The organism is Marinobacter psychrophilus, from assembly GCF_001043175.1.
In the GTDB taxonomy this organism is placed as follows: domain Bacteria; phylum Pseudomonadota; class Gammaproteobacteria; order Pseudomonadales; family Oleiphilaceae; genus Marinobacter; species Marinobacter psychrophilus.
Map to the genome: position 1 here is coordinate 3502680 of NZ_CP011494.1, position 25584 is coordinate 3528263.

The 25584-nt window shown below is 51.5% G+C and carries 22 protein-coding genes, 1 other RNA gene and 4 pseudogenes; 15 read left to right on the forward strand and 12 right to left on the reverse strand.

All coding sequences use genetic code 11. From position 1 onward, the window contains the following. Positions 1–16: 16 nt before the first annotated feature. Positions 17–427, reverse strand: coding sequence for a ferric iron uptake transcriptional regulator (gene fur / locus ABA45_RS15885; protein WP_048387775.1), 411 nt, complete (start codon positions 425–427; stop codon positions 17–19). Between the two features lie 122 nt (positions 428–549). On the opposite strand from fur, the gene ABA45_RS15890 reads away from it, so the two are divergent. Continuing rightward, a complete protein-coding gene (locus ABA45_RS15890) occupies positions 550–876 on the forward strand; it encodes an outer membrane protein assembly factor BamE (RefSeq protein WP_048387777.1) in 327 nt (108 codons plus the stop codon). A 24-nt stretch (positions 877–900) separates the two neighbouring features. On the opposite strand, the gene ABA45_RS15895 is transcribed toward ABA45_RS15890, so the two are convergent. The 3 genes from ABA45_RS15895 to ABA45_RS15905 are packed head-to-tail and all read right to left on the reverse strand — an operon-like array spanning position 901 to position 3148. After that, positions 901–1182, reverse strand: a complete 282-nt coding sequence (locus ABA45_RS15895) for an RnfH family protein (RefSeq protein WP_048387779.1) — start codon at positions 1180–1182, stop codon at positions 901–903. Beyond that, entirely contained in the window at positions 1179–1622 is a 444-nt protein-coding gene (locus ABA45_RS15900; protein ID WP_014872638.1) for a type II toxin-antitoxin system RatA family toxin, read from the reverse strand. The genes ABA45_RS15895 and ABA45_RS15900 overlap by 4 nt, the downstream gene beginning before the upstream one ends. Before the next feature lie 41 nt (positions 1623–1663). Next, on the reverse strand, positions 1664–3148 hold the full coding sequence (locus ABA45_RS15905; RefSeq protein ID WP_048387781.1) for a sodium-dependent transporter: 1485 nt from the start codon (positions 3146–3148) through the stop codon (positions 1664–1666). Between the two features lie 176 nt (positions 3149–3324). Between ABA45_RS15905 and smpB the strand changes: the two genes are divergently transcribed. The 9 genes from smpB (at position 3325) to ABA45_RS15945 (ending at position 11510) form a co-directional block, all read left to right on the forward strand. Beyond that, positions 3325–3804, forward strand: coding sequence for an SsrA-binding protein SmpB (gene smpB, locus ABA45_RS15910; protein WP_041635679.1), 480 nt, complete (start codon positions 3325–3327; stop codon positions 3802–3804). 44 nt (positions 3805–3848) lie between these two features. Further along, on the forward strand, positions 3849–5312 hold the full coding sequence (locus ABA45_RS15915; RefSeq protein WP_048387783.1) for a wax ester/triacylglycerol synthase family O-acyltransferase: 1464 nt from the start codon (positions 3849–3851) through the stop codon (positions 5310–5312). Between the two features lie 57 nt (positions 5313–5369). After that, positions 5370–5732, forward strand: a transfer-messenger RNA (tmRNA) gene (gene ssrA / locus ABA45_RS18725). Between the two features lie 235 nt (positions 5733–5967). Then, the gene (locus ABA45_RS15920; protein WP_227506058.1) at positions 5968–6528 is read left to right on the forward strand and encodes a DUF6088 family protein; all 561 of its coding nucleotides are present in this window, start codon (positions 5968–5970) and stop codon (positions 6526–6528) included. Between the two features lie 282 nt (positions 6529–6810). Next, positions 6811–7737 carry a LysR family transcriptional regulator gene (locus ABA45_RS15925; RefSeq protein ID WP_048387787.1) on the forward strand — a complete coding sequence of 309 codons (927 nt, stop codon included), beginning with the start codon at positions 6811–6813 and terminating at the stop codon, positions 7735–7737. A gap of 129 nt (positions 7738–7866) precedes the next feature. Beyond that, positions 7867–8898: a TRAP transporter substrate-binding protein DctP gene (gene dctP / locus ABA45_RS15930; RefSeq protein WP_048387789.1), complete on the forward strand. Its 1032-nt coding sequence runs from the start codon at positions 7867–7869 to the stop codon at positions 8896–8898. Positions 8899–8978: 80 nt separating this feature from the next. Further along, positions 8979–9470 (forward strand): TRAP transporter small permease, encoded by a 492-nt coding sequence (locus ABA45_RS15935; protein WP_048387791.1) that lies wholly within the window; start codon positions 8979–8981, stop codon positions 9468–9470. Further along, the gene (locus ABA45_RS15940) at positions 9467–10744 is read left to right on the forward strand and encodes a TRAP transporter large permease (RefSeq protein ID WP_048387793.1); all 1278 of its coding nucleotides are present in this window, start codon (positions 9467–9469) and stop codon (positions 10742–10744) included. The genes ABA45_RS15935 and ABA45_RS15940 overlap by 4 nt, the downstream gene beginning before the upstream one ends. Before the next feature lie 4 nt (positions 10745–10748). Then, a complete protein-coding gene (locus tag ABA45_RS15945; protein WP_227506059.1) occupies positions 10749–11510 on the forward strand; it encodes a M15 family metallopeptidase in 762 nt (253 codons plus the stop codon). Between the two features lie 40 nt (positions 11511–11550). On the opposite strand, the pseudogene istB reads toward ABA45_RS15945, so the two are convergent. The 5 genes and pseudogenes from istB to ABA45_RS19115 all read right to left on the reverse strand — a co-directional run bounded on the left by istB (position 11551) and on the right by ABA45_RS19115 (position 14744). After that, positions 11551–12369, reverse strand: a pseudogene (gene istB / locus ABA45_RS15950) (IS21-like element helper ATPase IstB). Then, positions 12366–12485, reverse strand: a pseudogene (locus ABA45_RS19830) (IS21 family transposase); the annotation flags it as partial. The pseudogenes istB and ABA45_RS19830, both read right to left, overlap by 4 nt. Before the next feature lie 26 nt (positions 12486–12511). Then, positions 12512–13108 (reverse strand): annotated as a pseudogene (locus tag ABA45_RS15955) (DUF932 domain-containing protein); the annotation flags it as partial. A gap of 921 nt (positions 13109–14029) precedes the next feature. Beyond that, positions 14030–14407 carry a hypothetical protein gene (locus ABA45_RS15960; protein ID WP_264753043.1) on the reverse strand — a complete coding sequence of 126 codons (378 nt, stop codon included), beginning with the start codon at positions 14405–14407 and terminating at the stop codon, positions 14030–14032. Beyond that, positions 14394–14744 (reverse strand): hypothetical protein, encoded by a 351-nt coding sequence (locus ABA45_RS19115; RefSeq protein WP_198147197.1) that lies wholly within the window; start codon positions 14742–14744, stop codon positions 14394–14396. The genes ABA45_RS15960 and ABA45_RS19115 overlap by 14 nt, the downstream gene beginning before the upstream one ends. On the opposite strand from ABA45_RS19115, the pseudogene ABA45_RS19520 reads away from it, so the two are divergent. From ABA45_RS19520 to ABA45_RS15980, 4 genes and pseudogenes are all read left to right on the forward strand, one after another. After that, positions 14712–14903: pseudogene (locus tag ABA45_RS19520) on the forward strand (tyrosine-type recombinase/integrase); the annotation flags it as partial. The gene ABA45_RS19115 and the pseudogene ABA45_RS19520 overlap by 33 nt on opposite strands. A gap of 303 nt (positions 14904–15206) precedes the next feature. Further along, the gene (locus ABA45_RS15970) at positions 15207–15710 is read left to right on the forward strand and encodes a PEGA domain-containing protein (RefSeq protein ID WP_198146999.1); all 504 of its coding nucleotides are present in this window, start codon (positions 15207–15209) and stop codon (positions 15708–15710) included. Continuing rightward, on the forward strand, positions 15710–16036 hold the full coding sequence (locus ABA45_RS15975; protein ID WP_048387800.1) for a hypothetical protein: 327 nt from the start codon (positions 15710–15712) through the stop codon (positions 16034–16036). The genes ABA45_RS15970 and ABA45_RS15975 overlap by 1 nt, the downstream gene beginning before the upstream one ends. A 59-nt stretch (positions 16037–16095) precedes the next feature. After that, on the forward strand, positions 16096–17757 hold the full coding sequence (locus tag ABA45_RS15980) for a lipoprotein N-acyltransferase Lnb domain-containing protein (RefSeq protein WP_048387802.1): 1662 nt from the start codon (positions 16096–16098) through the stop codon (positions 17755–17757). A gap of 1752 nt (positions 17758–19509) precedes the next feature. On the opposite strand, the gene ABA45_RS15985 is transcribed toward ABA45_RS15980, so the two are convergent. From ABA45_RS15985 to ABA45_RS15995, 3 genes are all read right to left on the reverse strand, one after another. Continuing rightward, a complete protein-coding gene (locus ABA45_RS15985) occupies positions 19510–20775 on the reverse strand; it encodes a DUF1302 family protein (protein WP_227506061.1) in 1266 nt (421 codons plus the stop codon). Position 20776: 1 nt separating this feature from the next. After that, on the reverse strand, positions 20777–23926 hold the full coding sequence (locus ABA45_RS15990) for an outer membrane lipoprotein-sorting protein (protein WP_048387804.1): 3150 nt from the start codon (positions 23924–23926) through the stop codon (positions 20777–20779). Positions 23927–24008: 82 nt separating this feature from the next. Then, positions 24009–24851 (reverse strand): alpha/beta fold hydrolase, encoded by an 843-nt coding sequence (locus ABA45_RS15995; RefSeq protein ID WP_227506062.1) that lies wholly within the window; start codon positions 24849–24851, stop codon positions 24009–24011. A 246-nt stretch (positions 24852–25097) separates the two neighbouring features. Between ABA45_RS15995 and ABA45_RS16000 the strand changes: the two genes are divergently transcribed. Beyond that, positions 25098–25565 (forward strand): MarR family winged helix-turn-helix transcriptional regulator, encoded by a 468-nt coding sequence (locus tag ABA45_RS16000; RefSeq protein ID WP_014872654.1) that lies wholly within the window; start codon positions 25098–25100, stop codon positions 25563–25565. Positions 25566–25584: the final 19 nt, after the last annotated feature.

The following is a 25584-nucleotide window of genomic DNA, read 5'->3' on the forward strand; positions in this document are numbered from 1 at the left end:
TTGAGTATGAGTTGGCTTATGGCTTGATGGGTTTTACATACAACGTCAGGCTGTGATCGACAATCTCATAACCGTGCTCGGCTGCAATGATTTGCTGGCGATCTTCAATAACCTGATCAAAAAACTCGATGACTTTTCCCGTTTCGGTACATACGATATGGTCGTGATGGTCTTCGCTCGCCATTTCGAATACAGCATGGCCGCCTTCAAAGTTGTGCCGCAGCACCAGGCCCGCTGATTCAAATTGGGTCAATACACGGTAAACGGTCGCCAGCCCTACATCGTCACCCTGTTCCAGAAGCTTTTTATAGACATCTTCTGCGCTCATGTGGTGCTGCGTGGCGCTTTCAAGAATACCGAAGATTTTAACCCGTGGAAGAGTAACCTTCAGACCGACTTTTCGTAATTCGGCGTTTTCAGATGGCATATTACTATTCACTCGTTGGTGTGCCTTACGGCTTCCGGTATGATGGGGCCGCCATTTTAGGATCAACCCGTGCTACATCTGCCATTGGCAGGCATTTTCAAGATAGAGGAATTCCCCCGGCGATGCAAAAGCTTATAGCTCTTATTCTGACTCTTTTTCTGGCTGGCTGTGCCTTTCCCGGCGTTTACAAAATCAACGTCCAACAAGGCAATATTGTCACCAACGAAGAGCTGGCCGCACTGACGGAAGGCATGCCCCGCAGTCAGGTTCGCGCAGTGATGGGCACACCGCTGATGCTCAACCCTGTTGACACATCAAGGGAATATTACGTTTACACGTTCCAGCGTGCAGGCGGAGACATCGAAGAACAGCGCATTATCGTGTATTACGATGATGACCGTTTCTCCCGCTACGAAGCACAACTGCTGGAAGAAACGCCCGCCTACTAAGGCTAAGTAGGCGCTAGTAAGCGCCTACTGTTTTTTAGCTCTGTTCAATCGTGCCTGCTTGGGGTCAATCATGAGCGGGCGGTACAGTTCGATGCGGTCGCCCTCATGCACCTCATGCTTGCTCGGTTGTTTTATTGCCTTACCAAAAATGCCCATGGCAGCGTTATCAGGGTCCAGCCCCGGGAACCGCACACAGATAGAAGACGCTTTAACTGCACCCAACACACTGGTGCCCTCAGGAACATCCACCGTTACAATTTCCTGCCGTTCAGGCAACGCGTAAGCCACTTCTATCCGAATGCTCATGAGCTTTCTCCATAAACGACATCGGCCCGCCGGCAAAACGCGTCTACCATGGTATTGGCCGCCTGATTGAAAATGGGCCCAAAAGTCATCCGCGCCAAAGATCCGGAAAACTCAAACTCCAGGGTCAGAATCACCTTGCAGGCGTTATTTTGTAACGGCTTGAAGTGCCAGCGCCCGCTAAGATTGCTAAAAGGCCCGTCCACCAACTGCATTTCGATAACCTCGGGCATCAAAAGCTGGTTGCGCGTAGTAAGAATATGGCTCAAACCGCCTTTGGCAATTTCCATCGAAGCAGTAACATGCTGCTCATCTTGCTGCTGCACACTGGCGCTGCGACACCACGGTAGAAATTCCGGATAACGGGCTACGTCGTTAACCAAGTGAAACATGCGCTCGGCGGAATGCCACACCAACGCGGTTTTATCAATCTGATGAGCCATTGCGTAAAGCGGTCCTATCTAATAAAGGGGTAAACCTGGAACTAATTCGAAGATAAACGTGCTTCTGGCAGCCTTTGCGGGGCCGAACTCACTTCGGCCCGGGCGTTGCCATCGCACCAGAAAGTACGACTGTCGCCATCACACCACTGGCTTAGCGAAAACACTGTGTACTGCAGGCCAATGTACACAACCACCAGCGGCAACACCCAACGCATCACCCAGTACCAGCCATCAAACACCCAACCGGGCGTATTGCCTAGAATTTTTCGCAATAACCGCCGGGTAAGGCACCAGCCAGCAAACAACGACACCATCACCCCAACAGCCGGTATAAAAACGCCACCAGAGATCAGTTCCAACCAGCGAAACAGTGTTGCACCTGCGGGCCGATAACTGCTCCATATATTCAATGAATACAGCGACAGCAGGCCCCACAGCCAACAGGAAACCAGAGCCATTAAGGTCGCTTTACCCCGCGACAGATCCGTGCGTTCCCGCAGCCAGCCAATCACCGGCTCCATCAGCGCCAGAGCGCTTGCCCAAATCACCATCACCAACATCAAAAACAGCAGGGCAATAACAACCTGACTGGCAGGCAGCTGACCCAGCGCCGCAGGAAGGGCTACAAACAACAGGCCAAAACCCCTGTTGGCTTGATTACCATCGACATCCACTACCACCGCAAACAGCGCCAGGCCAGCCAACACGGCAACCAGCGTATCCAGCAAAACCACGGCCAGAACAGAACGTTTCAAACGGGTGTGTGGCGAGCTATAAGCACCGAAAATGGCCCACACACCCACTCCCAAACCAAGGGTAAAAAAGGCATGAAACAACGCCGCTTTAACGCTGTCCATAGTCACATCTTGAGGATGTAACGCCAGAAAGCGGGCCATAGCGGCACCCGCCTCACCAAAATAGACCGCAAATCCGACAAACCCCATCAGCAAAATCAGAGTGGCCGGCACCAGCAGGCGAAACGCCCGCTCCAGACCGCGAACAACGCCGCGCATAGACACACCGGCCACCAGCAACAAAAAGAAACCGTGCCAGGCCATGAACACCGGGTACCGTTGCGGGTCAGACACCAGGCGTGACAATACGCTTGCCGCATGGGCGGCGGTATTACCGGTAAAATCCCCACTGGCGCCATAAAACACCCAGGCCAACGCAATAGCGCCAAATACAGCCGTATAAGACAACACCACAAAGGCTGCCAACACACTCAAGTAACCCAGCCATATCCAATTGCGGGAGCGCTTGGCAGTGAGCACGAAGTTGTCCATTGCTCGCACTATTCCATGACGGCTATAGCGGCCAAAAGACGTTTCAGTAATCGCCAGTGGCAGAGTGATTAACAACAGGCATGCCAAATAAAGCAGGATAAAAAGCCCGCCGCCGTGGCGACTGGCCAGATAGGGAAATTGCCAAAAGTTGGCCAGCCCCACAGTAGCGCCCGTCGCCGCCCAAAAAAACGTGGACTTGCGGGTAAACGATCCCATCTGTGCCTGAAGATGCGGCGGCATGAACAATCCGGTCAAAAATGATCGCCCATTGTAGCCGATACCGGTTGCAGCGCACGACCTGTTGCCAGCAGGCGGGTGAATTCGTGACCGGTCTGGCACTCCTGGGCTACAATAGGCGCTTTGCCGGACCAGCAATCGCCGGCCGGTACATTCGTGCGACGTCGGATAACGGATTCATGAGCAAGAAAAAACCCGGTACTTCAAGTAGTACCATCGCGCTGAACAAAAAAGCCAAACACGAATACCACATTGAGGACCGCTTTGAGGCCGGTCTTTCGCTGCTGGGCTGGGAAGTAAAGTCCATGCGCGCAGGCAAAACGCAGCTGACCGACTCTTACGTGCTGCTGAAAGACGGCGAAGCTTGGCTGTTGGGGACCCATATTACGCCACTGACCACTGCGTCAACCCACGTCATTGCGGACCCTACTCGGACTCGAAAACTGTTATTGCACGCCAAAGAAATCGCTAAAATTGTGGATTCAGTCGGCCAAGAAGGCCGTACCTGCATACCATTAGCGCTGTATTGGAAAAAGAACAAAGTGAAGTGCGAGATCGCGCTGGTGAAAGGCAAAAAACTGTTCGACAAGCGCGCCACCGAGAAAGAACGGGATTGGAACCGCCAGAAGCAACGGGTGTTGCGCGAGGCTAATATCTAAGAAAACGCCCCAAAGAATGGCGGCGCACAGAATAGGGAAGGCGCATGAGCAAAATTACGCAAATCCCCATGTCAGGTGTCGACCTATCCTGGCTGCGCATGGACACGCCAGAAAACCCGATGATGATTTCATCGGTGCTGATTTTTGACGCGGCCATCGCCATCGCCGACCTAAAACGGGTTCTGAACGAGCGTTTTCTGAAATTTCGTCGTTTTCGTCAGCGCGTTGTGGAAAAAAGCAGCAAAGCATACTGGCAAGACGACCCGCTGTTTAACTTGGATAACCACGTGCATCGCCGAGCCCTGCCCGGCAGCGCCGACAAAACCGAACTTCAAGCGCTGGTGAGTGACTTGAACAGCAGCGTCATGGATTTTCGACGGCCGCTGTGGCAGATCGATTACGTCGACAATTACCAGGGTGGCTGCGCGCTGATTGTGCGCATTCATCACTGCATTGCCGATGGTATATCGCTGGTGCGGGTACTGCTGTCACTCACCGACCCAACACCGCAACCCTATATACCAAAACCGCGGCCAACCAGGCCTGAAAAAGCCGTGTTAAAACCCCTGAGCCGCTGGATGCACAAAGCCGTCAGCAGTGCACAGGTCGCGGGCCAGCAAGCCAGCATTCTGTTCCAGTCACTGCGCTCAGAGCCAGGCTACGCTCTGCGTCTGGCTGGCACCGCTGGCGATATCGCCCTGGACTTGCTGAATCTCGGTTTGATGCCCTTTGATCCGAAAACCGGTCTGCGTCGACCGCTGTGCGGTCGCAAACAAGTGGCCTGGACCGAAGCTCTGAACCTGAACGACGTCAAGCACTGCGCCAAAGCCATGGGCGGCACTATTAATGATACGCTGCTGTGCGCTGCAACCGGCGCTATACGCCGCCACCTTTTGGAAAGCAATGAGGCGATTCCCGACTGCGGGATCCGCGTAGCTGTGCCGTTTAATTTGCGACCGCTGAACCAGCCCATTTCCGTACTGGGCAATCAGTTTGGCTTGATGCTGGTTAGCCTGCCCATCGAAATTGACGGGCCAAAGGCACGTTTTCAGCAGATTCAAAACACTATGAACGAGCTCAAGCGGTCTTACCAGGCGCAGGTAACCTACAGCCTGCTGGATCTTTTTGGCCGCGGCCCGGGCATGCTCGAACGCCGGGCCTTGGCAATGCTCAGTAACAAAGCCTCAGCCGTACTGACCAACGTGCCCGGCCCGCGGGAAGCGGTCTATCTGGCCGGCAGTAAGCTGCGCCAACCTATGTTCTGGGTCCCACAAAGCGGCAGCATTGGCATTGGTATGAGCATATTCAGCTACGCCGGTAGCGTGCATTTCGGCATTACCGTAGACCAAGGCATTCAAGCCTGCCCCAACGCCATCATGGACTACTTCCACGACAGCTTTTACGAGTTGGCCAAAACGGCCGGTATCGAACTTGAACCCCCCGCAAAACTACTCGCTGCCGATGTCAAAACCAAGCCCCCTCGGCGCGAGCGCAGGCAATCGGCTTAAATTCTCTGGCACGCAGCCCTTGAAGTTAGCCGGAGTAGCCACATATAATGTGTGTAAGGGGACGACATGGCTTCGACGCTGGTGGCGAACCCTTGGGTGCATGTCGAGATGGCAGCGAATCTCGTTAATCCAAAGCTGCAACGCAATAGTCGCAAACGACGAAAACTACTCACTAGCAGCGTAAGCTGCTAGTCGTCCTGACTGGGTCGCCCGTAGCCCAGAGCTACATTTCAGGACGTCATCGCTTACGGGATGCTTCGTTATCCAGAGTTCACTGGTTAACGACTAAGATCTAAAGAACTCGCTTCTTGCGCCCTGGCCTTCGGGTAGCCTGAAGTTAAATCAGTAGAAGGACACAAGCATGTAGATCCTAAGGCACAGTGCTGGCGGACGCGGGTTCAATTCCCGCCGTCTCCACCAACTCCTGAGGCACCGGGATTACACCGGAACTCATAGAACTTTAAAGCCCCGCTAGTCGGGGCTTTTTTCTGCCTGTGTTTTATGGCTTAGGGAAATAGATCTGCCATAGGCAATCACTCGCAATCACTATGATCCTGACACCAACTCCCTTAAATGCCCTAATATTAAAGGGCTACTAAAGATTGACTGCGTTTTATTTATGTCAGATTAAAGCATATCCACGTCAGAGAAGATCTTGCATCAACTGCAGCGCATGAGGTGGGGATTCCCGTTTTCCATCAGACAGTTCCACGAAATGAGTACAGCTACGTCTGCGCACAAAACGCTGAGCAGGCTTATGCAGAAAGGCATAATTGTAAGAGTAGCCAAAGGCATTTGTGTGCGCCCCAAGGCATTCGCCAGCATGCTATCAATCGAAATTACGGCAAGCGCAGAACAGATAGCCAAAAAGTGGGCACAGCAGAACGGCTACATACTGTTAAGGCAGGGCATTGAGTCCGCCTATCGACTTGGCCTTCAAACCCAGGCTCCCGTCAGAACGGTGTTTTGGAGTAACGGTGCCAGCAGCACGTTTTCGGTTGGCAATGACATTGTTGAAGTGCGACACGTGGCAGAATCAAAGCTGCGATGGAAATCACGCCCTGAAGGCGAGCTACTGCGAAGCTTCACCGTCACCCCAGCCAATTGCGTGAAACTCAGCGAATTGAAAAAAGCACTGACCAGGCTGAAACTTTCCGAAGCCCAGAGCCGAGTGGCGATCAAAAAGCTCAAGGCGGCGCCTTTGCCTGGAGGATAGCAGGTCAAATTGGAGCAGCTTAAAAAGGAAATGATGGTTTGACGGACATTTTTCGACTTCCTGACCAGAAAACTCGCCTCTAAAGTCAGATAGCGGTCAAAATATCTACGAACGACACCTCATTTTATACAGTGACCAGTGTTGGAGACCAGGCAACGGTCATTTCTGGTCATCAAACACCACGTTTATTGTGGCAATATCACCACCTAGGTTGGTGCTTGGAATCGTTGAACCATCTCGCTGCACCGTTACGACATATGACACTCAAAACAGGCACTTTTTATGTTCAGCCAGCGTGCGTTAACCTACCTAAACGAAGTCATTCGCCGCGGATCCCTTAGGCGCGCTGCGGCTCATCTGAATGTCGATGCTTCTGCCGTTAGCCGTCAATTAAAAGCGCTTGAAGAAGAGCTAAATACCCGACTGTGCGAGCGGCACGGTCGCGGAATGCGAGCGACTGCTGCGGGCCAGCTACTTGTTCATCATTTTCATGCCCAGCGGGCATCAGAAGAAGCCGTACTGTCTCAACTCATGGCACTTCAAAACTTAGTAAAAGGGGAAGTTCGCATTGCCGTTGGGGAAGGATTTATTGCTGATTTGATCGCCGCACCTTTGGGCACGTTCATGTCAGCGTTTACTGGTATTAATGTAGAAATTCGCATGGCCGGCGTTAACGAAGCGATGTCACTACTCAAAGATCGTGAAGTCGATATAGCGCTACTTTACGCACCGCCGGTAGATCCGCAGTTTTTCTGCCATGTGGAAACGCGCCAGCCTCTCGATGTTATTGTTCCTCCTAATCATCCGTTAATTGAACTGAATCGACCCGTAACGTTGAATGATCTAAAAGGTTGGCCTCTTGCGTTAATGGATAATCCTTTCGGTATGCGGCAAATGGTAAATATGGCAGCTCACCAGGAGCGTGTTCACCTGGAAGCGCGCCTTCATACGAATTCTGTATCCGTTTTAAAAAATTTCGTCCGTTCAGGGATTGGAGTTACGTTTATGCCGGAGCTCACAGTCATGGATGAAATAAAACGCGGAGAAATTTTCACGCTACCCATGCAATATCCCGTTATGAACGATACCCACGCGCAAATTGTGAGTCTAAAGGGCCAAGAGTTAACGATAGCGTCAGCCGCTTGTATCGATCATTTACAAAAAGGAATGCGCTTTTTCTCGGCTGACGCACCTAGACTGTTGCAATAAAGTCCACACTTTAGGTATTGCATAGTCAACACTTCAACACATAGTCTTCTACCAGACATCCCTGATAAGTCTGAGTGCTTGCACGTAATACCTCGCAACTAATCAAAATAAAACAGGAAATTTACTATCATGAGACAAAAATTTGCACCCAAGCGACTCATATCAGCTTGCCTGATTGGCTCCGCCTTAATGGCAGGAAATGCCCTTGCAGCAACCACGATTAATCTGAGCTACAACGGAGCCCCTGACCTAGAAAAGAACGCCGTGCACGTTTTCGCCACTAATCTAAAAGAGTTGGTTGAAGAAAAAACCAAAGATCAGATTCAGTTAGCCCTGTATCCCAACAGTATGTTGGGAGAAGAGCAGGAGCGCATGGAGCAGACTATGAGCACACCGTCGCTCAACGTCGCATCCTTTGCTGGAGTTTCACCTCTCGTCGATGAAATATTCGTCAGTGCTATTCCATTCCTGTTCGATGATTTTGCTGCGGCACGCAGCTTCTTCGATAAAGGTCAGTACTGGCAGGAAGTCGGCGATGTGCTGCAGGAGCGTGCCGGTATCGATATGTTGGCGGTCGTGGAAGAGGGAGGCTTTTTGGCGTTCACCAATAACAAAAAACCCATCAGCCGCCCTGAAGACTTTCAAGGTCTTCGCTTCCGCGCCATGGACCCGAGTCAGGTGGCACTCTATGAGGCATTTGGTGCATCCGGCACGCCCATTCCCTGGACCGAAACTTATATGGCCCTACGGACGGGTGTAGCTGACGGCCAAATGAACCCGCCGATGTACATTGCCCTGGGCAGCCTTCATGAAGTGCAAAAATATCTGACCCTTGCGAATATTCAATACTCCAACCAATTTCTTGTCGGCAATAGCGAGATGATTGCAAATTGGGACGAGGAGATTCGCAGTGCCTTTATGGAAGCCGTCGCCGAGGCTAACCACAATGCCAGAGAGCATAACGAGGATCAGGTTGAAAAGCGTATCGCTTACCTGGAAGAGCAAGGCATGGAAGTTATTCGCCCTCCTGAAGAGGACCTGGCTGCTTTCCGCAACATTGGCCAGCCCGCCTATCTTAAATGGCTAAAAGAGCGTGACATTGAGCAACGCTGGATTGATATGGCGCTGAAAGATGCAGGCGTGAGCAGTCTGCTCGACTAATCAACGGCTAACACCTTTGCCGCGACAGAGGGCTGGTGCCTCGCCAGCCCTCTATTTTTTGTGCCTCATGGAATGCTGCAATGCTCAATAAGCTTCGATCCCGCCTACTGCTTATAAGCTGTCCGTCCACTCTAACCCTAGCGGGGGCTTTATTATCCCTCAATGTTGCGGCTATTTTGTTTGGTGTTTTTGCACGCTACATTGCGGGCGGCGCCCCTATCTGGACAGATGAGCTCTCTCGCTTCTTGATCATAGCCACCGTCATGATTGCGGCTGGTGCCGTCTGGTCGGAAGGGGGCCACATGCGCGTCGGTCTCCTGGAAAAACTGCTTTCAGCTCCATTCGCTCGTTTACTGAACCTGTATCAATGGCTGCTTACTCTGCTAATAGCCGTGGGAGCGGCATGGGTAAGCTACCGCTATGCGCTATCGGTCAGCATGTTTACCACGTCCGGGCTTGGCATTAGCCGCACAGTGCCACTACTCTCGTTGCCTTTTGGCTTTTTATTACTGGCTTGGCATGTGCTGCTTTACGGACCCGCGCCTCTAAAGTCCATAGAGGACCAGATATGATTCTTAGCATGTTGGTCGTTTTTCTTATCCACGTTTTACTGGGCCTTCCTTTATTCATCGCATTGATTACAACAGCGATCGTAGGTTTTTTGTTTGTCGATCCCTCGATGATTCCACGGATGATGCCCCAGCAATTTTTTAGCGGTATTAATGTTTTTTCCCTGATGGCTATTCCGCTATTCATCTTCGCCGGTAATCTGATGAACGTCAGCGGGTTAACGGAACGTTTAATGGGGCTGGCACGCCTGATGGTCGGGCACTTACGGGGAGGCATGGGCCACGTCAACGTCGTTTCGAGTGTTTTCTTTGCAGGCATTAATGGCTCAGCAGTGGCCGACACGTCGGCACTCGGTTCGCTTTTGGTACCCGCCATGGAGAAAGAAGGGTACTCAAGAGCCTTTTCGGCTGGATTGACCGCGGGCAGCTCGTTGATCGGTCCGATCATTCCGCCCAGTATATTTATGATTCTCTACGCCTCACTAACGAACACCTCGGTCGGGGATCTTTTTCTGGCGGGCGTTATACCTGGGCTGTTGCTAGGTGCTGCATTCATGGGAATGAACGCTTGGTATGCCTGGCGCCATCGACTGCCAAAAAGTGGCAAGTTGCCATCGTTCGGCCAGCTTGGAGTAGCGTTTTTAGCGGCCCTGCCCGCGCTTGTCGCTCCCTTCATTATCGTCGCAGGCATTGTTTTTGGTTTTGTTACCCCTACGGAATCTGGAGCTTTGACAGCGCTATATGTCGCCTTGTGCGGTGTCTTTCTCGGTGGGTTACGCTTGAAGGAATGCTGGAAAGCTATCGTTGATACGGCACGCCTAACTTCTGCGATTTTTCTGATTATGGCAGCTTCCGCTACGATTAGCTGGCTACTCTCGTATGCTCAGGTTCCAGCGCAATTCGTGTCACTACTTTCTCCCTATGTGGACAATGGCGTCGTCATTTTACTAATGCTCAGCGTTATCACATTCTTCACGGGGATGTTTATGGAAGAAGTGTCGGCGTTGATGTTACTAACGCCAGTCTTTGCGCCAGTGGCCATGATGGCAGGAATCGATCCCGTCCATCTGGGTGTCATCATCACTTTGAATATTACGATTGCCTTGATAACACCGCCATTGGGCGCCTGCGTTTTCGTGGCCGCGGCCGTTAGTCGGCTTGAGATTGTCTCACTGTTCAAAACCATTTGGCCCTTTGTGCTAACGGCTATTGCGGTACTTATTCTACTAATCCTTTTCCCACCGCTAACGCTGTGGCTCCCTACCCTGTTTGGATAAGACAATGCCTTTGAATACACTATTGAACGCCTTGCCACTTATACCCAGTCATCCAGCCCCGTGCTGGGAACGGCTACGCTGCGCCCCCATTAAAGATAACGGTGAGCGCCTGGTACCAATGAGCCTCGCGCCTACACCGATCAGCGTGTTCCCCGCCTATGCTCGGATGGGCATTCCTGGTGCGGTGCAGGAATGTTTTGTACGTGAAGGTGTTTATCGGGCGCTGCTCGCTGCGGCACGTAGCTTACCCGACGGCATAGGTATAATCGTTTTAGACGGATGGCGTCCATGGCAGGTGCAACAGTATTTGTTCGACACCCTGCACGAAGCAATCCGGCACCACCAGCCTGATCTCAGCACAACCGCGCTGTTAGAGCGAACAAGGGAGTTTGTGTCGGTACCTAGTCGCGACCCCTTAGCTCCCAGCCCTCACCTCACCGGCGGCGCCGTCGATGTCACGTTATGCGATGCCGATGGTTTACCTTTAGATATGGGCACTTTGTTTGACGAGGCAGTGCCTGCCTCCCACAGTGACTATTTCGAGCACCTGAAAGCACTAACGCCGCAGCAACAAAAAGCGCGGGATCATCGCCGCTTGCTTTACCACTCCATGCGTCAACAAGGCTTCACCAACCTACCCAGCGAGTGGTGGCACTACGATTTCGGCGATCAACTGTGGGCGTATTATGGAGCCCATGACCACGCCTATTACGGCCCAGCCGAGCTAGACACCATTGAAAATCGCTGGCGCAAACAACTGGGATGATTGGGTAACAGACACCAATTTAGTGTGTTTGTGTAGTAGTTCAATGATCTCGGACATCAACCCAAATGGTAATATCGCCGCCCTGAGTGAGGCGCCTGATGACCGGGAAGCCTCCGGCCGTCATAAAGTTACTCACTGTTCCAAATTCCCGGATTTGGACGCTATGCGCGTGGTGTAACAGCCGATCCAATAGCGCAGCGGTTAATGTCGTATCGCCATAGAAGGCACTGGCCCACTGTGAGAATGGGAAGTTACTGGTGACGATGACACTGCCGTGCTCGTAGCGTTTGGCTATGACGTTAAAGAACAGACTGGCCTCTTCGCGACCAAATAGTAGAAAGCCGATTTCGTCGATGATCAATAGCCGGGGCGTTAAGATACTGCGTTTTAAGTACTGATCCAGACGCTCCTGCTTTCGGGCAATGACCAGTTGCAGCATCATGTCAGCCGCGGCAATGAAACGCGTTTTAATGCTTTGGCTGACGGCTTTGTGACTCAGACTGATGGCCAGGTGGCTTTTGCCGACGCCACTGGGGCCCAGAAGCACCACGTTCTCTGCTCGCTCTACGAAAGCCATGCTCGTCAGTTCGTTCAGCTGTTTGCGCGGGGCTCCGCTGGCGAACTTGAAATCGTAATCTTCAAAGAGCTTTCGTCCCGGGAAGCCTGCGAACTTCAACAAAGTCTCTCGGGATCGTTGTGATCGAGCGTTCAGTTCCAGATGCAAAAGCTGCTCCAGGAAGTCAGCCAAGGTGCCTTAGTTTGAAGCAGCATGGTCGGCGATGGCCGCCCATTCACTGGCCAGGGTATCGAGCTTGAGGCTTGCGCAAGCATGCTCAATACGCTGATGTTGCAGGTTCATAGGCGAGCCTCCAGCAGCCGGTCGTACACGCTGAGCGGATGCTGTAAGCTCTCTATTGGAATAGGTCGAGTTGAGACTGGTCTTTGTTGTAATGCCTGTTGTGTTGGTAATCGATGAATTCAGTCACAGCATTCACCAAACCTTAAGCAGTACCTTTGGATGAAGCCAGCGTGGCGCCCATGCCATCGCCTTCATACAGCCCGAGGGCTTTGGCCATGGACCGCTCGTTGGTTTTGCCGACCCCATTACCGGAATCATCGGTGAACATCTTGAGGAAGTAGTTCCTGGCTTCGGTGGTCTTCACTTTCCGTTCGCCCAGTGTCTTCAAGCGATACATGAAGTCGTCCCAAGCGGAGACGGATATGCCGAGCTGCTTCTTCACTAGGTCCGCATCGAAGGCTGTATTGTGCTTCACCTTTACCGCAGTAGCGGTGGCGTCCCTAAGCGCCACAGCTAGTGTATTGTTGCATACCACACGAATGCTGATGAATTGCGCGGTGGTGGCCATGGTGCCATCACAAGCCGCAGCCAACAGCACATAGGCATTGGTTTGATCATTGCCTTGCAGCACACCGGACTGGCCGGTGCGAGCAAGCGCCCACATTTTCCGGCCACCTTTCAGCACGCTCGCTGTTTCCAGTTCAAAACCGGAAACCTCGGTTAGATCCCGATAGAACTCCAGAATTTCTTCGGGCTGGACCACTTTGAAAGGGTTACCAACAACAGACAGCGGAGCTTTGGCGTCTAACCGTTACAGCACCTTGCTATCCGGGTAAGGCAGGATCTTCCCGAGGGTGCCACCGGCATTGGTGACGTAGCGAACGGGGCTTTCCTCGAGCTGCCAATCCAAACCGGCTTACTTGACCCAGACTTTCAGGGGCTGATTCGTCGTGAGTTGATTACCCCGGCCATTCCACCGGGTTTGGCCAACATAGGCCACCTGCTCAATAAGGTGAGCCATGGTTGTTCTCCTATGGAATTTACGAAATGACTTAACGAGAGTCATCCCGGGAATCGGGATCAGTGCCGGCAGACGCATCAACCACACCAGCCGTTTTCTTGCCATAGTTTTTCTTACCAATCCAGACAGATTGGCAGTTGAGACATGGTTCGAGCATTGAAAATACCTCTGTGAATTGGGAGGGAAGGCACTTTCAGCGCCTTGGTTCACGGAGGTGATATAGGTTTGAGATTTGATGGAATCGTAGGAAAGCTCACGTCCAGCAGTTTTGGGAGTAACACGTTTTCACTCGTTACCGGCCCAGATCCCTTTGCACTTCCACGCCAAATCGTCCACTTCGATCAGTCATTATGCCTTACTTGCAGCAGGATCAATTGCCAACTAGAAAGTCCTCGAGAAGATTGTGTCATTTGGAGCTGCTTGCCTGAAAATAAGGGCCGATATGTGATGGAAGTGGACCTTTTTCAGATAGGGTTTTTCCCGGTCCGCTATTCGGAAACAAGGCACGCTGAGGTCGCAAAGCGAACATTCAGGCGGATAGACCACGATTTGCCCTCGAAGAAAATCAGCCTCTGTTCAGGAATGGCCGCAGCGACGTACAGCCAGTATCGAACATGCCATTCGGTACCATGTTGCTCCATCGCGGCAACCAGCGTGGCCAAAAAGAAATGGAGGATTCACAAAGCGTGCGATTCCCTATCACCGGTCGAAATTGGCCAAGGTGTAATCGGTCATCGCGGCTTCGACTGCGGTTTTTATGTTTTGTAACACGGCGTCAGCCTCCATAGCTGCGAAGATCTCGCCGTAGTCTCTAACGTAAAGCACCGTTGAGTCGGAGTCCTTTCTGCCAAACTGAATGGCGAGGGAAAAGACGGAGGTCTGGTCGACGTCGAGGCATCTGACGCTGACACTCAAGTGGACTTCCCCGCGGCGTCCTGGCTTTGGCTCAACTTCCGATCCCGTGATGACGCTTGCCACGGCGTCTTTTAGCTCGCGCTCCGTAATCACGCAGGCATCTTCCTCAAACTGGGCAACGTAACCCAGGATTTTGGGGTCAGGCTTTTCAAGAGCATTCATGTACCAAGATGGCGGGAAACCGCCATGAGCCACGCTGGTGACCAGGAGCAGCGAGAGCACGCATAAATTTAGCCGAGAAAACATCATTGAACTCCAAATCTTGGATAGGTACTGATGTTTTAACCAGTAACTCGCCTTTAGGCAAGGCTTCCATCTTGATTAAAACCTTCACGTCCCCCGGAAACCTTGGGTCACCAGGTAAACTCCCTGATCGCTCACCATCAATCATGAAATCTTGTTTCTTAACCAATTCAGGGTGAAGAAAGTGAGTAATTGACGGCGCTCCGAAGGTTCGCTTTTGTTTATTGGGTTGGACAGCACGGCTTACGGAACTCATTCGATGAGACGCACCAAGGTCGCGCTAATCTATCGTCAGACCAAGAATCTCAGAGCGGTCCAGATACTATTAGGACACAGAAGCCTTGAAAGCACTGTGAGATATCTGGGCGTCGAGATTGATGATGCTCTTGAGCTTTCTGAGCACATCGAAATTTGAAGCTGCTCAAAACGAAGCGGAGTCAGAGCATGACGGAGAATTGCGAAGGGCGAGTCGATTAAATAATGCCAAACGACTGATAAAAGCGAATCTTTTTACCTCAACCAATTTTGGCCAGCTTTCATTGGAAAGCGGACCTTTTTGCCGCGCCGAGATAGGCTATTTTCAACCGCCTCGGGAAGGCCCAGAAGATTTCACCTTGGGGAAGCTTTTTAATTCTTAGGGCTACCTCAACCTGTTAATCACCAGCACATATGGGTGTTAACTGCAAGTAAATATGGCAGCCAATGGCACTGATTTTAAATGAAATTTATGACATTGCTGATTATTAATGATAGTGTGCCAGCGCCTTCTCAGGTGGAAAGAAAAAATGCCTACAAAAGAAGTATTCAACCTACGTGGAGTTTTTGTATGAATAAAGCAATGCGGTCTCTGATTCAAGCTTCAGCTGCTCTGGTGGTTCTAACGCTGTCTGGCTGTGCCACAGTGATTTCTGGCACCACTCAAACACTGACGTTTAACAGTGACCCAAAAGGTGCGGATGTTTATCTCGACGGGGCGAGGGTTGGGACCACACCAGTTTCTCTCAGCGTCAAGAAGAACAAAAAAGATGCGTTCATGATTCAAAAGGAAGGCTACAAGACAGTTAGCCGTGATATTACTAAGTCCTATGACCCGGTTACAGTGCTGAGCATATTTTGGGATTATTCCACGACTGACATGATTTCTGGTGCAGCGTTTGAATATGAGCCTAACTCATATTTCGTTGAGTTGGCTAAAGATGAAGAGACCAACGCCGTAAACTAATGAATCTGATCAACAGAGCGGCCTGTGGGCTTACTGCGGTATTGCTGATGGCCCTGGTTGGCGGTGCTGCGGCTTCCTCTCAAATCCCGGAACAACGTAGAGAGAATTGGCTGGACCCCGATCTTGCGGGGTTTGTCCTTCAGAATGCCACCCACTTACGCTATGAAATTAGCGTGGCCAAGGGACCACGGGTCAAGAGTCTGCTGCGCCTGCTGCAATCACGTGCGAGTCAAGTTGATCTGGGGTGTCTTCAGGACATTGCAGAGAATGCCGACAGCGCCTATGAACTTTATCTGGGGCTGAAGAACGCCGATCGCCGTTGCTAATATTTAACCTCTTCACATTGTTTCCACCCGGTCGTTGGCTCAATCGGCGCTTCACACTTATGCTGTGGCTGGCGTCGGTTTTCGGGTCGCATGAGTCTTTGGCTAATACGGATGACTCCGTCTGGCGCAAGTTGCTGATTGCTGATCAAGCTGTGTTAACAGATCTGACAGCCTCTCCGTTCTTCCTGACCGATGTTTCCGTTGATCCTACCGCGGAAATGCGCGCCCTGTTGACAGGGCCAACGGAGCAGTACAAGTGCCGTTTTCCTGCCCGTATGCTTTATTTGGAGCGTGAGGGCCTGCTTGGCGAGGAGCTTGATTTCTCCGACTGTCCGAAGTTGAAAGAATTTATGTCGGTTATGGACTCAGATTCCCTGGAGCTGGTCTTCGCCGGGCCGTCGGTTGCATCGCCGATGTCTTACTTCGGTCACATATTCCTAAAGTTCCGGAAAAAGGACAATGAATATTTCTCCCGAACGTTAGCATTTCTTGCTCCTCTTGATAGCGGTGAAAGCATGCTTCAGATTACGGCTGCGGGCGCTTTTTCCTCCATTCCAGGGCAGTACCATGTGGCGCCCTACCACCAGATGATCAGTGAATATATCGAGGTAGACCAGCGTCCTATCCAGACCTATGAGCTGGATGTTCAGCCCGGCAATAAAAAATTATTGCTTTATCACATCTTTGAGCTGGCGGCACTGAACCGGCCTTATAATTTCTTTTGGGGTAACTGCGCTACACGCATTCAGGAGCTGATGGAAATTGCCTTTCCGACGGAGCTTGGCGACGTTGCTCCTGGCCTCGTTTCCCCCCAGAGCCTCATTCGTGTCCTGCGCAACAAGGACTTAATAGTTCGCTCTAGTGAGATGCCCGCGCGTTCGGAGGCTCTGTTCGCTGCCTACCATTCGTTGCCACACAATGATCAGAAAGTCCTAAAAGCGCTTCTTGCATCGCCCGACAAGGCCGCGTGGGTTGCTCGAAACGGTAACGATTTGTTGCCATTGGCTCAAGCTATCTATCAACGTCAATTTCGGGCACTCGGCGCACCACCGGCAGATTACTCGCAACTGATGAGCCTGCCTGCCAAACCTCTATCTGGCCCCGCTCCTGACCCGATCCGTCCTGAACGGCCTCGGTTATTGGAGATCGGCTGGCTTAATAACCCTGCCGATCGCACTACCTTACGCTTTCGCCCCGGTCTTTTTGATCGTTCCTTTGACAGCCTCGCGCTGGCTACTGAGAGTAGCTTTCGTTACCTGGATACGACCTTGAGCGTGCGAAATGAAAACGTCTCGCTGGAAAAACTGGATTTGCTTGCCCTGGCGGCTACCAAAAAACGCTCGGTAGTAGAACGACCGCTTTCATGGGGGTTCACCGCCGGATGGTCTCGTGCTTTCGACGGGGATCGCCTGAATTATAAGGTGAGGACCGCTATCGGTATGGCTTGGGGTGGAACTCAGACCCAGTTCTCAGTGATGCCGACGCTGACGTATTTTTCCGGTGAAGGGGTCTTCCCTGGTCTGGCGGTGAGTGCCAGCTTGCGCCTTGGCCAAGCCCGGCTCTCGGCCGAGATCGATCATTTTGGGGTCTCAAGTGATGAGCGGCCGAGAAACCGTCGGCGCCTAGCAGTCAGTTATGAGTTAAATTCGGCTTGGGCGGTGCAAGGCGGTATCGATCAGGTGACTCAGGGAGTCGACGTGGCCCTCAGCCATCGTTTTTAACACGTTAAAAGTTTAAGCCTGATTGATTCTGAGTAGAGGATGCACGTATCGATTACTCGCTTGAATACCGCTTTCTGACAACGGGAAGACGTCTCAGTAGCAAACCTTGAAACACCAGCTATTTCCAACGCGTCAGTAGTTCCAGTTAACCTTGGGGGAATTACGGGGTTACGCAGCTCGGCAAAAGGTCCGTTTTGTGGTCAAAACGGTCAGTCGCGGCACCGTAAGAAAGGTCCGCTTAGAGAACAATGCGGACATTTGATCAAGCATAGAAGACTTACCAAGTACATTATGTGAAAGGGTTCGAAAGCTGATCGATGAAGTCCTTTATGACACTAAGCAGCTCAGTCCGCCTCTCTGCAACTTTATTGAAGCGCAACCATGGAAACAGAGTAGAACCCTTCTTCGTGCTAGGTAGATCACGGGCCGCTTAAAAAGATACTTTAATGGAATAGTGAAAGCAGAGACCCGGCCTGGAGCCAGTTCCCTGCTTTGTCCTGATCGCAATTACCAGCCGCCCGTTAATGCATGCGCTATAATTCTCTTTTGGCACATTATAGCTTGCTACGCCCAATCTCAAACATGGGAATCACTCCGCAGTACAGAAATGATTTAGGGGGTATATATTGTGGTACATTTTTTAATAAAATAATTATTTATATAAATTTATCAATTATTTATAATAAATTATGAGCCCTTTCGGGGTAAAGATATTAACGGGAACGCTAGAGAGCTTTGTAGTGATCCTTAGCACTGACGACGGTTTTAGGTCAATCTCCCGCATAGCTAGGCTCAAGAAAAGCGACTATGTTATGCCTTTTCCCACCGGTGCATAGCCGTCTTAACGTGGGTAACGCGACTAAAATTCTATAATTTAAACGGTATTAATCAGAATCTTAAAGACGCTATTCAAGGGACGCTTTCTCCACCAACTCCTGAGGCACCGGGGTTACACCGGAACTCACAGAACCTTAAAGCCCCGCTAGTAGGGGTTTTTTTCTGCCTGTGTTTTGTGGCTTGGGGAAATAGATCTGCCATAGGCCATCACTCGCAATCACTATGATCCTGACACCAACTCCCTTGAATGCCCTGATATTAAAAGGCTACTGTAGATTGACTACGTTTTATTTATGTCAGGTTAAAGCCTATCCACGTCAGAAAAGATCATCCGTCAACTGCAGTGCATGAGTCGGGGATTCCCGTTTTCCATCAGACAGTTGGCGGAGCGCTCCTTACGTTGAATAACAGTCCGATTTCTCGGTACGAATACCCCGTACCAAGCAAAGCGGAAAAGACGCAGTCTGAAACGGTTGAGATTGTTGATGCATCCCTCAAAATTTGTGTCGATGCAGTAAACCGGATGCCTCGCAGCCCCTATGGAGAAGATTAAGTCGAGAAAATGACCGGATCCAGAATTGGACTGATTCAACTACCACCAGGTACACATGTTCCGACGCGAAACTAAGCTTTTGTCCAACAAGCCGTCGAAGTGGCGTTGAATCAGCGGTCAGAGTCCATTTCAGGATACGAATGTTCTCAGTTTGGACACGCGTCGGCAGGTGAAGATGGGGGATGAGTTGGTAAACAGCTGCCAGACTTCATGAATCCGTGCATGAGCAACCCAGGCAGGATTGAGTACGTGGGTGTCGTTGATTTCCAGGTACGGAACAACAACGCCTTAAAGCAGGATGCCCACGGTCAATAGTATTTTATCCAACATTTATTTGCCCCCAGTGGAGATAGTCATTGCGCTTAAAAACTCAGAGTGAAACCTGCAGACAGGCGACTCTCGTCATGAAACTGGCCAAAGGTCCCTGTCCGTTTTCCAAAAAACAGATCAGCCCCCGTCCGCAGAACCACGTTGGTCGATACTGAGTACTCAGCTTCCAGTTGGATCAGTGAGTCCCGATTGTTCAGGTCATATATGCCGAGAACCTCCAGTGACAAGGCGTTGTTCATTGCATCACGCCTTACCAGTAGCGTGAACTGCTCGTCGGACGGCTCTTCATCGCGCTCAGTGGAAAAACGGTATGTCTGGAAGAACTGCGTGCTGACAAACCAGTCACTGAAGCCACTGTAATCCAGTCCAAGCACATAAGACGCGACTTCTGACTTCCTGACTTGTCCGGTTGCGGGGTCCAGTGACCGCTTTTCACTTTCAAGACCGATCTCACTGCGAAATGTTACATCCCCAAACGGTTTTGATGCAGTGCCGCCGATCAAGTGGGAGCGATTATAATCCGCCCTAATCAGTTGCTCTGAGGGATCAAACTGAATCAGTGGATCATCAATTGTGTGGTAGAGATAATTCAGAGAAAGATCCCAGCCTTGCTGGAACGTTGACAACTTTAACCCAAAATCGCTCTTGGCAAACGAGTCAGGGCGATCTACCTCCAGCCGCCCTTCTCCCGCAAACGGGTCCGGGATGAGGGAATACGTGGCGCCCGGTAACGTGCTTTTGGTCACCGTAGCGTCCGGGATCCAGACGATCTGGGCAGTCCCGTTATCCAGCGGAATCTCTGTGAGTGCAGACCATAACGGGATACGCCGATGCTCAATATCCGGGAGTATAAACTCCCGGTAGCTCAGCGGATTTAATACATCCAGCACCCTCAGACCATCGGCTTGCCCCCAGACGATCTGCTGCTTGCCCAGGCGCACAAAGGCGTCACCGACATAGTTATCCAGGTAAAATTCCCTGAGTTCCACGTCGGCGTGATCACCAGGAAAGCTTTTCTGCGTCAGCCCCGCGCGAAAGGGTTGGTCCGGCCGCCCCGGGTCCAGTTCATCTTTTGCATCAAGGCGCCCTTCCCCTAACAGCGTAAGGCGCATTCCCGACTCAAAACGCGCTATCCATTCAGGTCTCCAGACTATTTCCTGCTTCTGCCAACCACTGACCTCAGGGGAATAGGCGGCCTCTACCTCGATCAGGGAGGCGTGCTCAACTTCAGCGGCCCGGACTGGCGTAAGGAGCAGGGTCCAGATGATCGGCAGTATCAGCATTCGAACCGGTTTCATCTCAGTAGCCCCGCTTCAATGCATTCTGCTCAAACAAACGTGGGGGCACGTCTGCTCCGTAGTCCGTGTTGTGGAACTGGATGCGTGTGGAATGACCGGTCTTCTTGTTGGTGGCGTCGATATCAGTGATGGCCCAGATGCCGTCAATCTTCTCAATACCGCGTGCGTGCACCGTCTTGAGAAAATTACCCCTTACGTCCCAATATTCGGTCAGTCGTGGAATCCACAAAGATGAATCGATACGGAACACCACCCGTCCATAGCCCAGTGCACGACTAACCTCCTGATCAATCGGAGTCGCCTCTACTTTCCAGGTAGAATGACCATCTACCTCCTCTTCACCGAGTAGTGAGAATCGGTAGTCCTCGGCAGCAATCTTGCTCTCTTTCTTGATTTCTTCGTAGGTGAAGTCGGTCCCCAGAAAGTAATCGCCGCGATCGGACGCAGAGATCCGTCGAACCTTCCTCAATGCCGGCAGGTAGAGCCATTGATCATCTTCTCTGGCCTGGTCCTCGTAATCCCACGTCAGGAACGCAGTTCCCGCAACGGTTGCAGGCTTTGTATAGAAGATTGCCGTCTTCTTGTTCTCTCCGAAGTAGCGACGAAACGCCCGGGTATGTTCTTCACGAGTGTTACCACGGCGATCAGTCAAAGTGATGATCATATCCCGTTGAACAGAAACACCCTCAGGGCGGTCGTTCATCTGTTGGATAATCTCATCGACTGCAGGCGCGCCCTCACCTGCGACGGCTTTGCTGGTCAGCGCGGCCGCTGCCAAAAGCGCTAGCAGGATCATTCCGGTTTTCCAGAAACTCCCGCTTTGGCCGAGCATGAATTTTGGCTGAAAAATAAGAGTAATCGCGGGAATCAAGAGCAGGCTGGCAACAAACGCAACCAATACAGACAATGCCACCAACATTCCGAAGTTCACTAGGGGAGGAACTTGGCTGGTCATCAGAACACCGAAACCCAGAGAGACGGCCAGAAGGTTAAACCAGAGTGCGCGCCCGGTGGACACGAAGACACTTGAAATGCGCTGAATGCTGCTGAGATCCCCAGGCTTTGACATTGCTTCCCGGAGTCGGTCAATGGTGTGGATCGCAAAGTCCACGCTCAGGCCTATGGCAATGGCGGCGAACATGGATGTTCCCACGCCGAGCCAAATACCTTTTGCACCCATGACGGCGTAGATCACCAGGATGGACAATCCAACCGGAATCGCTGCCATCATGCCGGCGATGATTGACCGAAAGAGGAGTGCGGCCATTAAAAATACAGCCAGAAATGACACGATTACGCTATTAACATGGCTGTCGGCAATGCCATCAATCCAGTGGTAATCCACGTTAATCCGGCCGCTTATTTGCGCCGTCACTTCGCCATCAAATTCAGCGGAGAGGTAGTTCTCGAGCCGTGGAATGAGAGAGCGGCTAACCTGATAGGACCCTGTTTTCAGGCTTGCTCTGACCAACGCTGTTTTGCGCTGGGAATCCACGCGCTCCTCGAAGTCAGTCGGATCGCCTGATGCCGTGTACAAGAGAAACAGCTGGGCAATGAGATTCTTGTCATCCGGTAAGGCGTAGAATGCTGGATCATCCTCATGGACGGCTTTATTCATCTGCTTGATGTAGTCAGCAATGGAGGTTGTTCCATGTACCTCGGACTGCCCTTCCAGGAAGCTCTGCAGCTGACTGATATCTCTCAACACGGACGGATCGTAAATTCCCTCTGCATCAGGTGCTTCGATCACTACGTCCAGATAGTAGGTTCCATCCATCGAAGCATTGATTGCCTTATCAGCGACGTAGATCGGTTCATGTGGCTGAAAATTTTCGATCCTTTCCTCGTTGATCACCACGTTTGAGGCTCCCACCACTGCAAGGCCGCCAAGCAGTAGCCCTCCCGCAAGGACTTTCTTCGGATGCTTCAGAGAAAGTGAGCTCAGTATTTTCACCAAGCCTCTGTTTGGAATCAGGCTGTTTTGACGTTGGAAAAGCCTGCTAGGCCGCGCTTTGAAAAAGGACAGCAGTGAAGGCGTCACGAAAAGTGTCAGAATGCCCGCAATCAAAACCGCTACGGCACCGAAGATGCCAAAGTACTGCAGCGGCGGCATATCATTGGTGGGATACAGAGCCAGAAACCCAGCCGCTGTTGTCAGGGTGGTCAGAGTAACCGGGCGCCACATGTTGGCCATTGCCGTAGCAATCGCATCGGAATGGGGCAACGCGGGGTCAGCGGACAGAATTTCGTAATATTCAGAGAAAATATGAATGGAATCAGCAACGGCAATTCCAATCATGCAGACGATCAAGCCGTTGGTGATGACATAGAATTCTGCTCCGCCGACTGCCATTGCCCCCAGCGTTCCGGCGACAGTGCCCGCAACAATCAGGTTAGGAATAATGGTTGCCCGTGGGGTAAAAAAGGCTGCGATCAATACAATAGTAATAATGAGACCTGCCAAGGGGTTCAACCTTTTCGCATCACGGTCAATGTACTCAGACAGAAAACCGACGATGGCACCCTCTCCTGCAACATGGATTTGTTCCTGCCCCTTTGGTGCCCGCTCAATGAGCCCCATTACAGCCTGATAGGTCGCTTCAGCCTGCCCCTGATCCAACAGCTCGGCTACGATTAATGTCATGGAGCCATCGGCGGCAACCAGGCTGCCGTCGTAGAGAGGAAAATTCTTAACGCTGTTTTCAATCCATTTGATGTGAGCCCCATCGAGAGGGCCATCAAGAAATTCCCGAACCTCCATTCCAAAGGTATCCCCCTGGATATTGGACTCGGTCGCCAGGCTAGTGATGCCCTGAGGGTCAATATTTGGCACGGATATCAGCTGATCACTCAACCACTGCACCAGTTTCAGGCTTCTCTCGTTGTAGATCCCTGCCGCCCCATCGTTTTGCACTGCAATCACCATAGGATCTTTCAGGTTGAAAATTTCTTCGACAGCGCGCCGATAGATCAGCGCCGGTTCGTTGTCGTCGATAAACGCATCGGCCTGGGTGTTCTTTTTTAACTCCCCAAGCTGACTGCCAAGGCCACCAACAACAATCAGTGCCGCGATCAGCGAGAACCAGCGATACCGAATCAGACGTTTGAAAAACAGAAACGCAGTTGAGCGATGCTCCTGATGTCCAGCCATCACCTCCTCCTAGTGTATATACACTTCAAAGATGTTTAAAAAAGGCGCTTCGACGCCCTACGCTATTCACTTTTTCCTATGCTCAGATGCTTATCAGGGCCGGACGGGGTGAATGGATAAACTTCACGATCTCGCTAATCACATCAGGGTTCTGCAAAAGTCGGCTATGACCATACCCACTGGTCTCGAACAACCGGCTGCGCGGGAAAACCTCATTCAGCGCCTTTGATTCAATGACTGGCACCTCTTGATCCATAACGTCGTGAACCAGCAACGTGGGTTCCATGATTGCTGGTGCGAGCGTGACCAGATCTAACCGGTTAACATCCAACCCTACCGTTGTTTCCATACCACGGATGAAAAGTCGTTTACTCTTTTCGCCAAGATTCACGAATCGGGCAAACCGGTTCAGTACCCCCTCAATCGTTGCTGGGCCTGAAACTAGTACCAAACGGTCGAAACAGCTTTTCATTGCTTGTACATACACCAGCGCGGCCGCGCCCAGGGAGTGCCCGATAGCAACATCAAAGGGTACTCCCACGTAATCACGTGCTTCCAGAACGGCTTCAATAAACCGCCCGGGATGCGATTCCTCTGCGTGAGATTCCCCATGCCCCAGAGGATGAACCGCATAAATGGTGTACTCATTCGGATCAAGCTGACTGATCAGATCTTTGAATTGCCCGATCCAGCCAGACCATCCGTGCAACAGCAGCATCTTCTTCTGACCGTTGCCGTGGATGGACAAAACGCCTCCTCCACTCAATTGCACGGCCTGATCAAACAACGGAATCGATGACCTTCGTCGTTCTTCTTTAATCCGGGGACTGGTCATTAGCTTGACAGCTTTTCGAGCGGCTCCCGGAGGTGACAATCGGCTATATATGCCAAAAAAAGCTTGCAGCAAGCTTAGTGATAAACTCATGTGACCTTCCCTCCGACTGAACTTCAACAATGTGATCTGACTCGGAATCAACTACGGACTCTCAAATTCCATTTGTGAAGTGTATATACACTACAATAGGGTGCGCAAGAGGAAATTTCGTGAATTTGATATTAATAAATGCCGAGGAGAAGGAACTGCTTTACGCCATTCAACTAGTGGCAGTAGACATTCCCGTTGGGTGAACCTACCATGATGCATATACACTTCATGAAGCAGGAACCGGCAATGTCCGAGCACTTATCCGACAGCCATAATACGACGCCTCTGGATGTCGCCCAAACGTGTGCGGCGCTGTATTCAAGGGTGTTTTCAAGGCTGGTAACCCGCCACTATAACAACAGCCTGTCGGAAACCGGTCTTCGCATCACTCAGTTTTCCATACTGAATGCCATCAAATTATCACCACCAAACTCCATCAACGAGCTTGCGGATCTGCTTGGCATGGAGAGAACATCACTGCAACGGACTGTCGAAAAGCTGATAGCCAAAGGCCTGCTCCAATCTCAACCTACAGGCCACAAACGCTCTTTGGGCCTGTCACTCACGACTAAGGGCGAAGAAATATTCCAGCAAGCATTGCTCAAATGGGAAGAAGCTCATGAGGAGTTTACCAGCCTGGTTGGAGAGGATGACTGGGCGGAAATGGCCCAAAAACTCTGGCGATACAGCGGCAAACTTAAGTCCACACTCTAGACTCACGGATTGGCAGCCA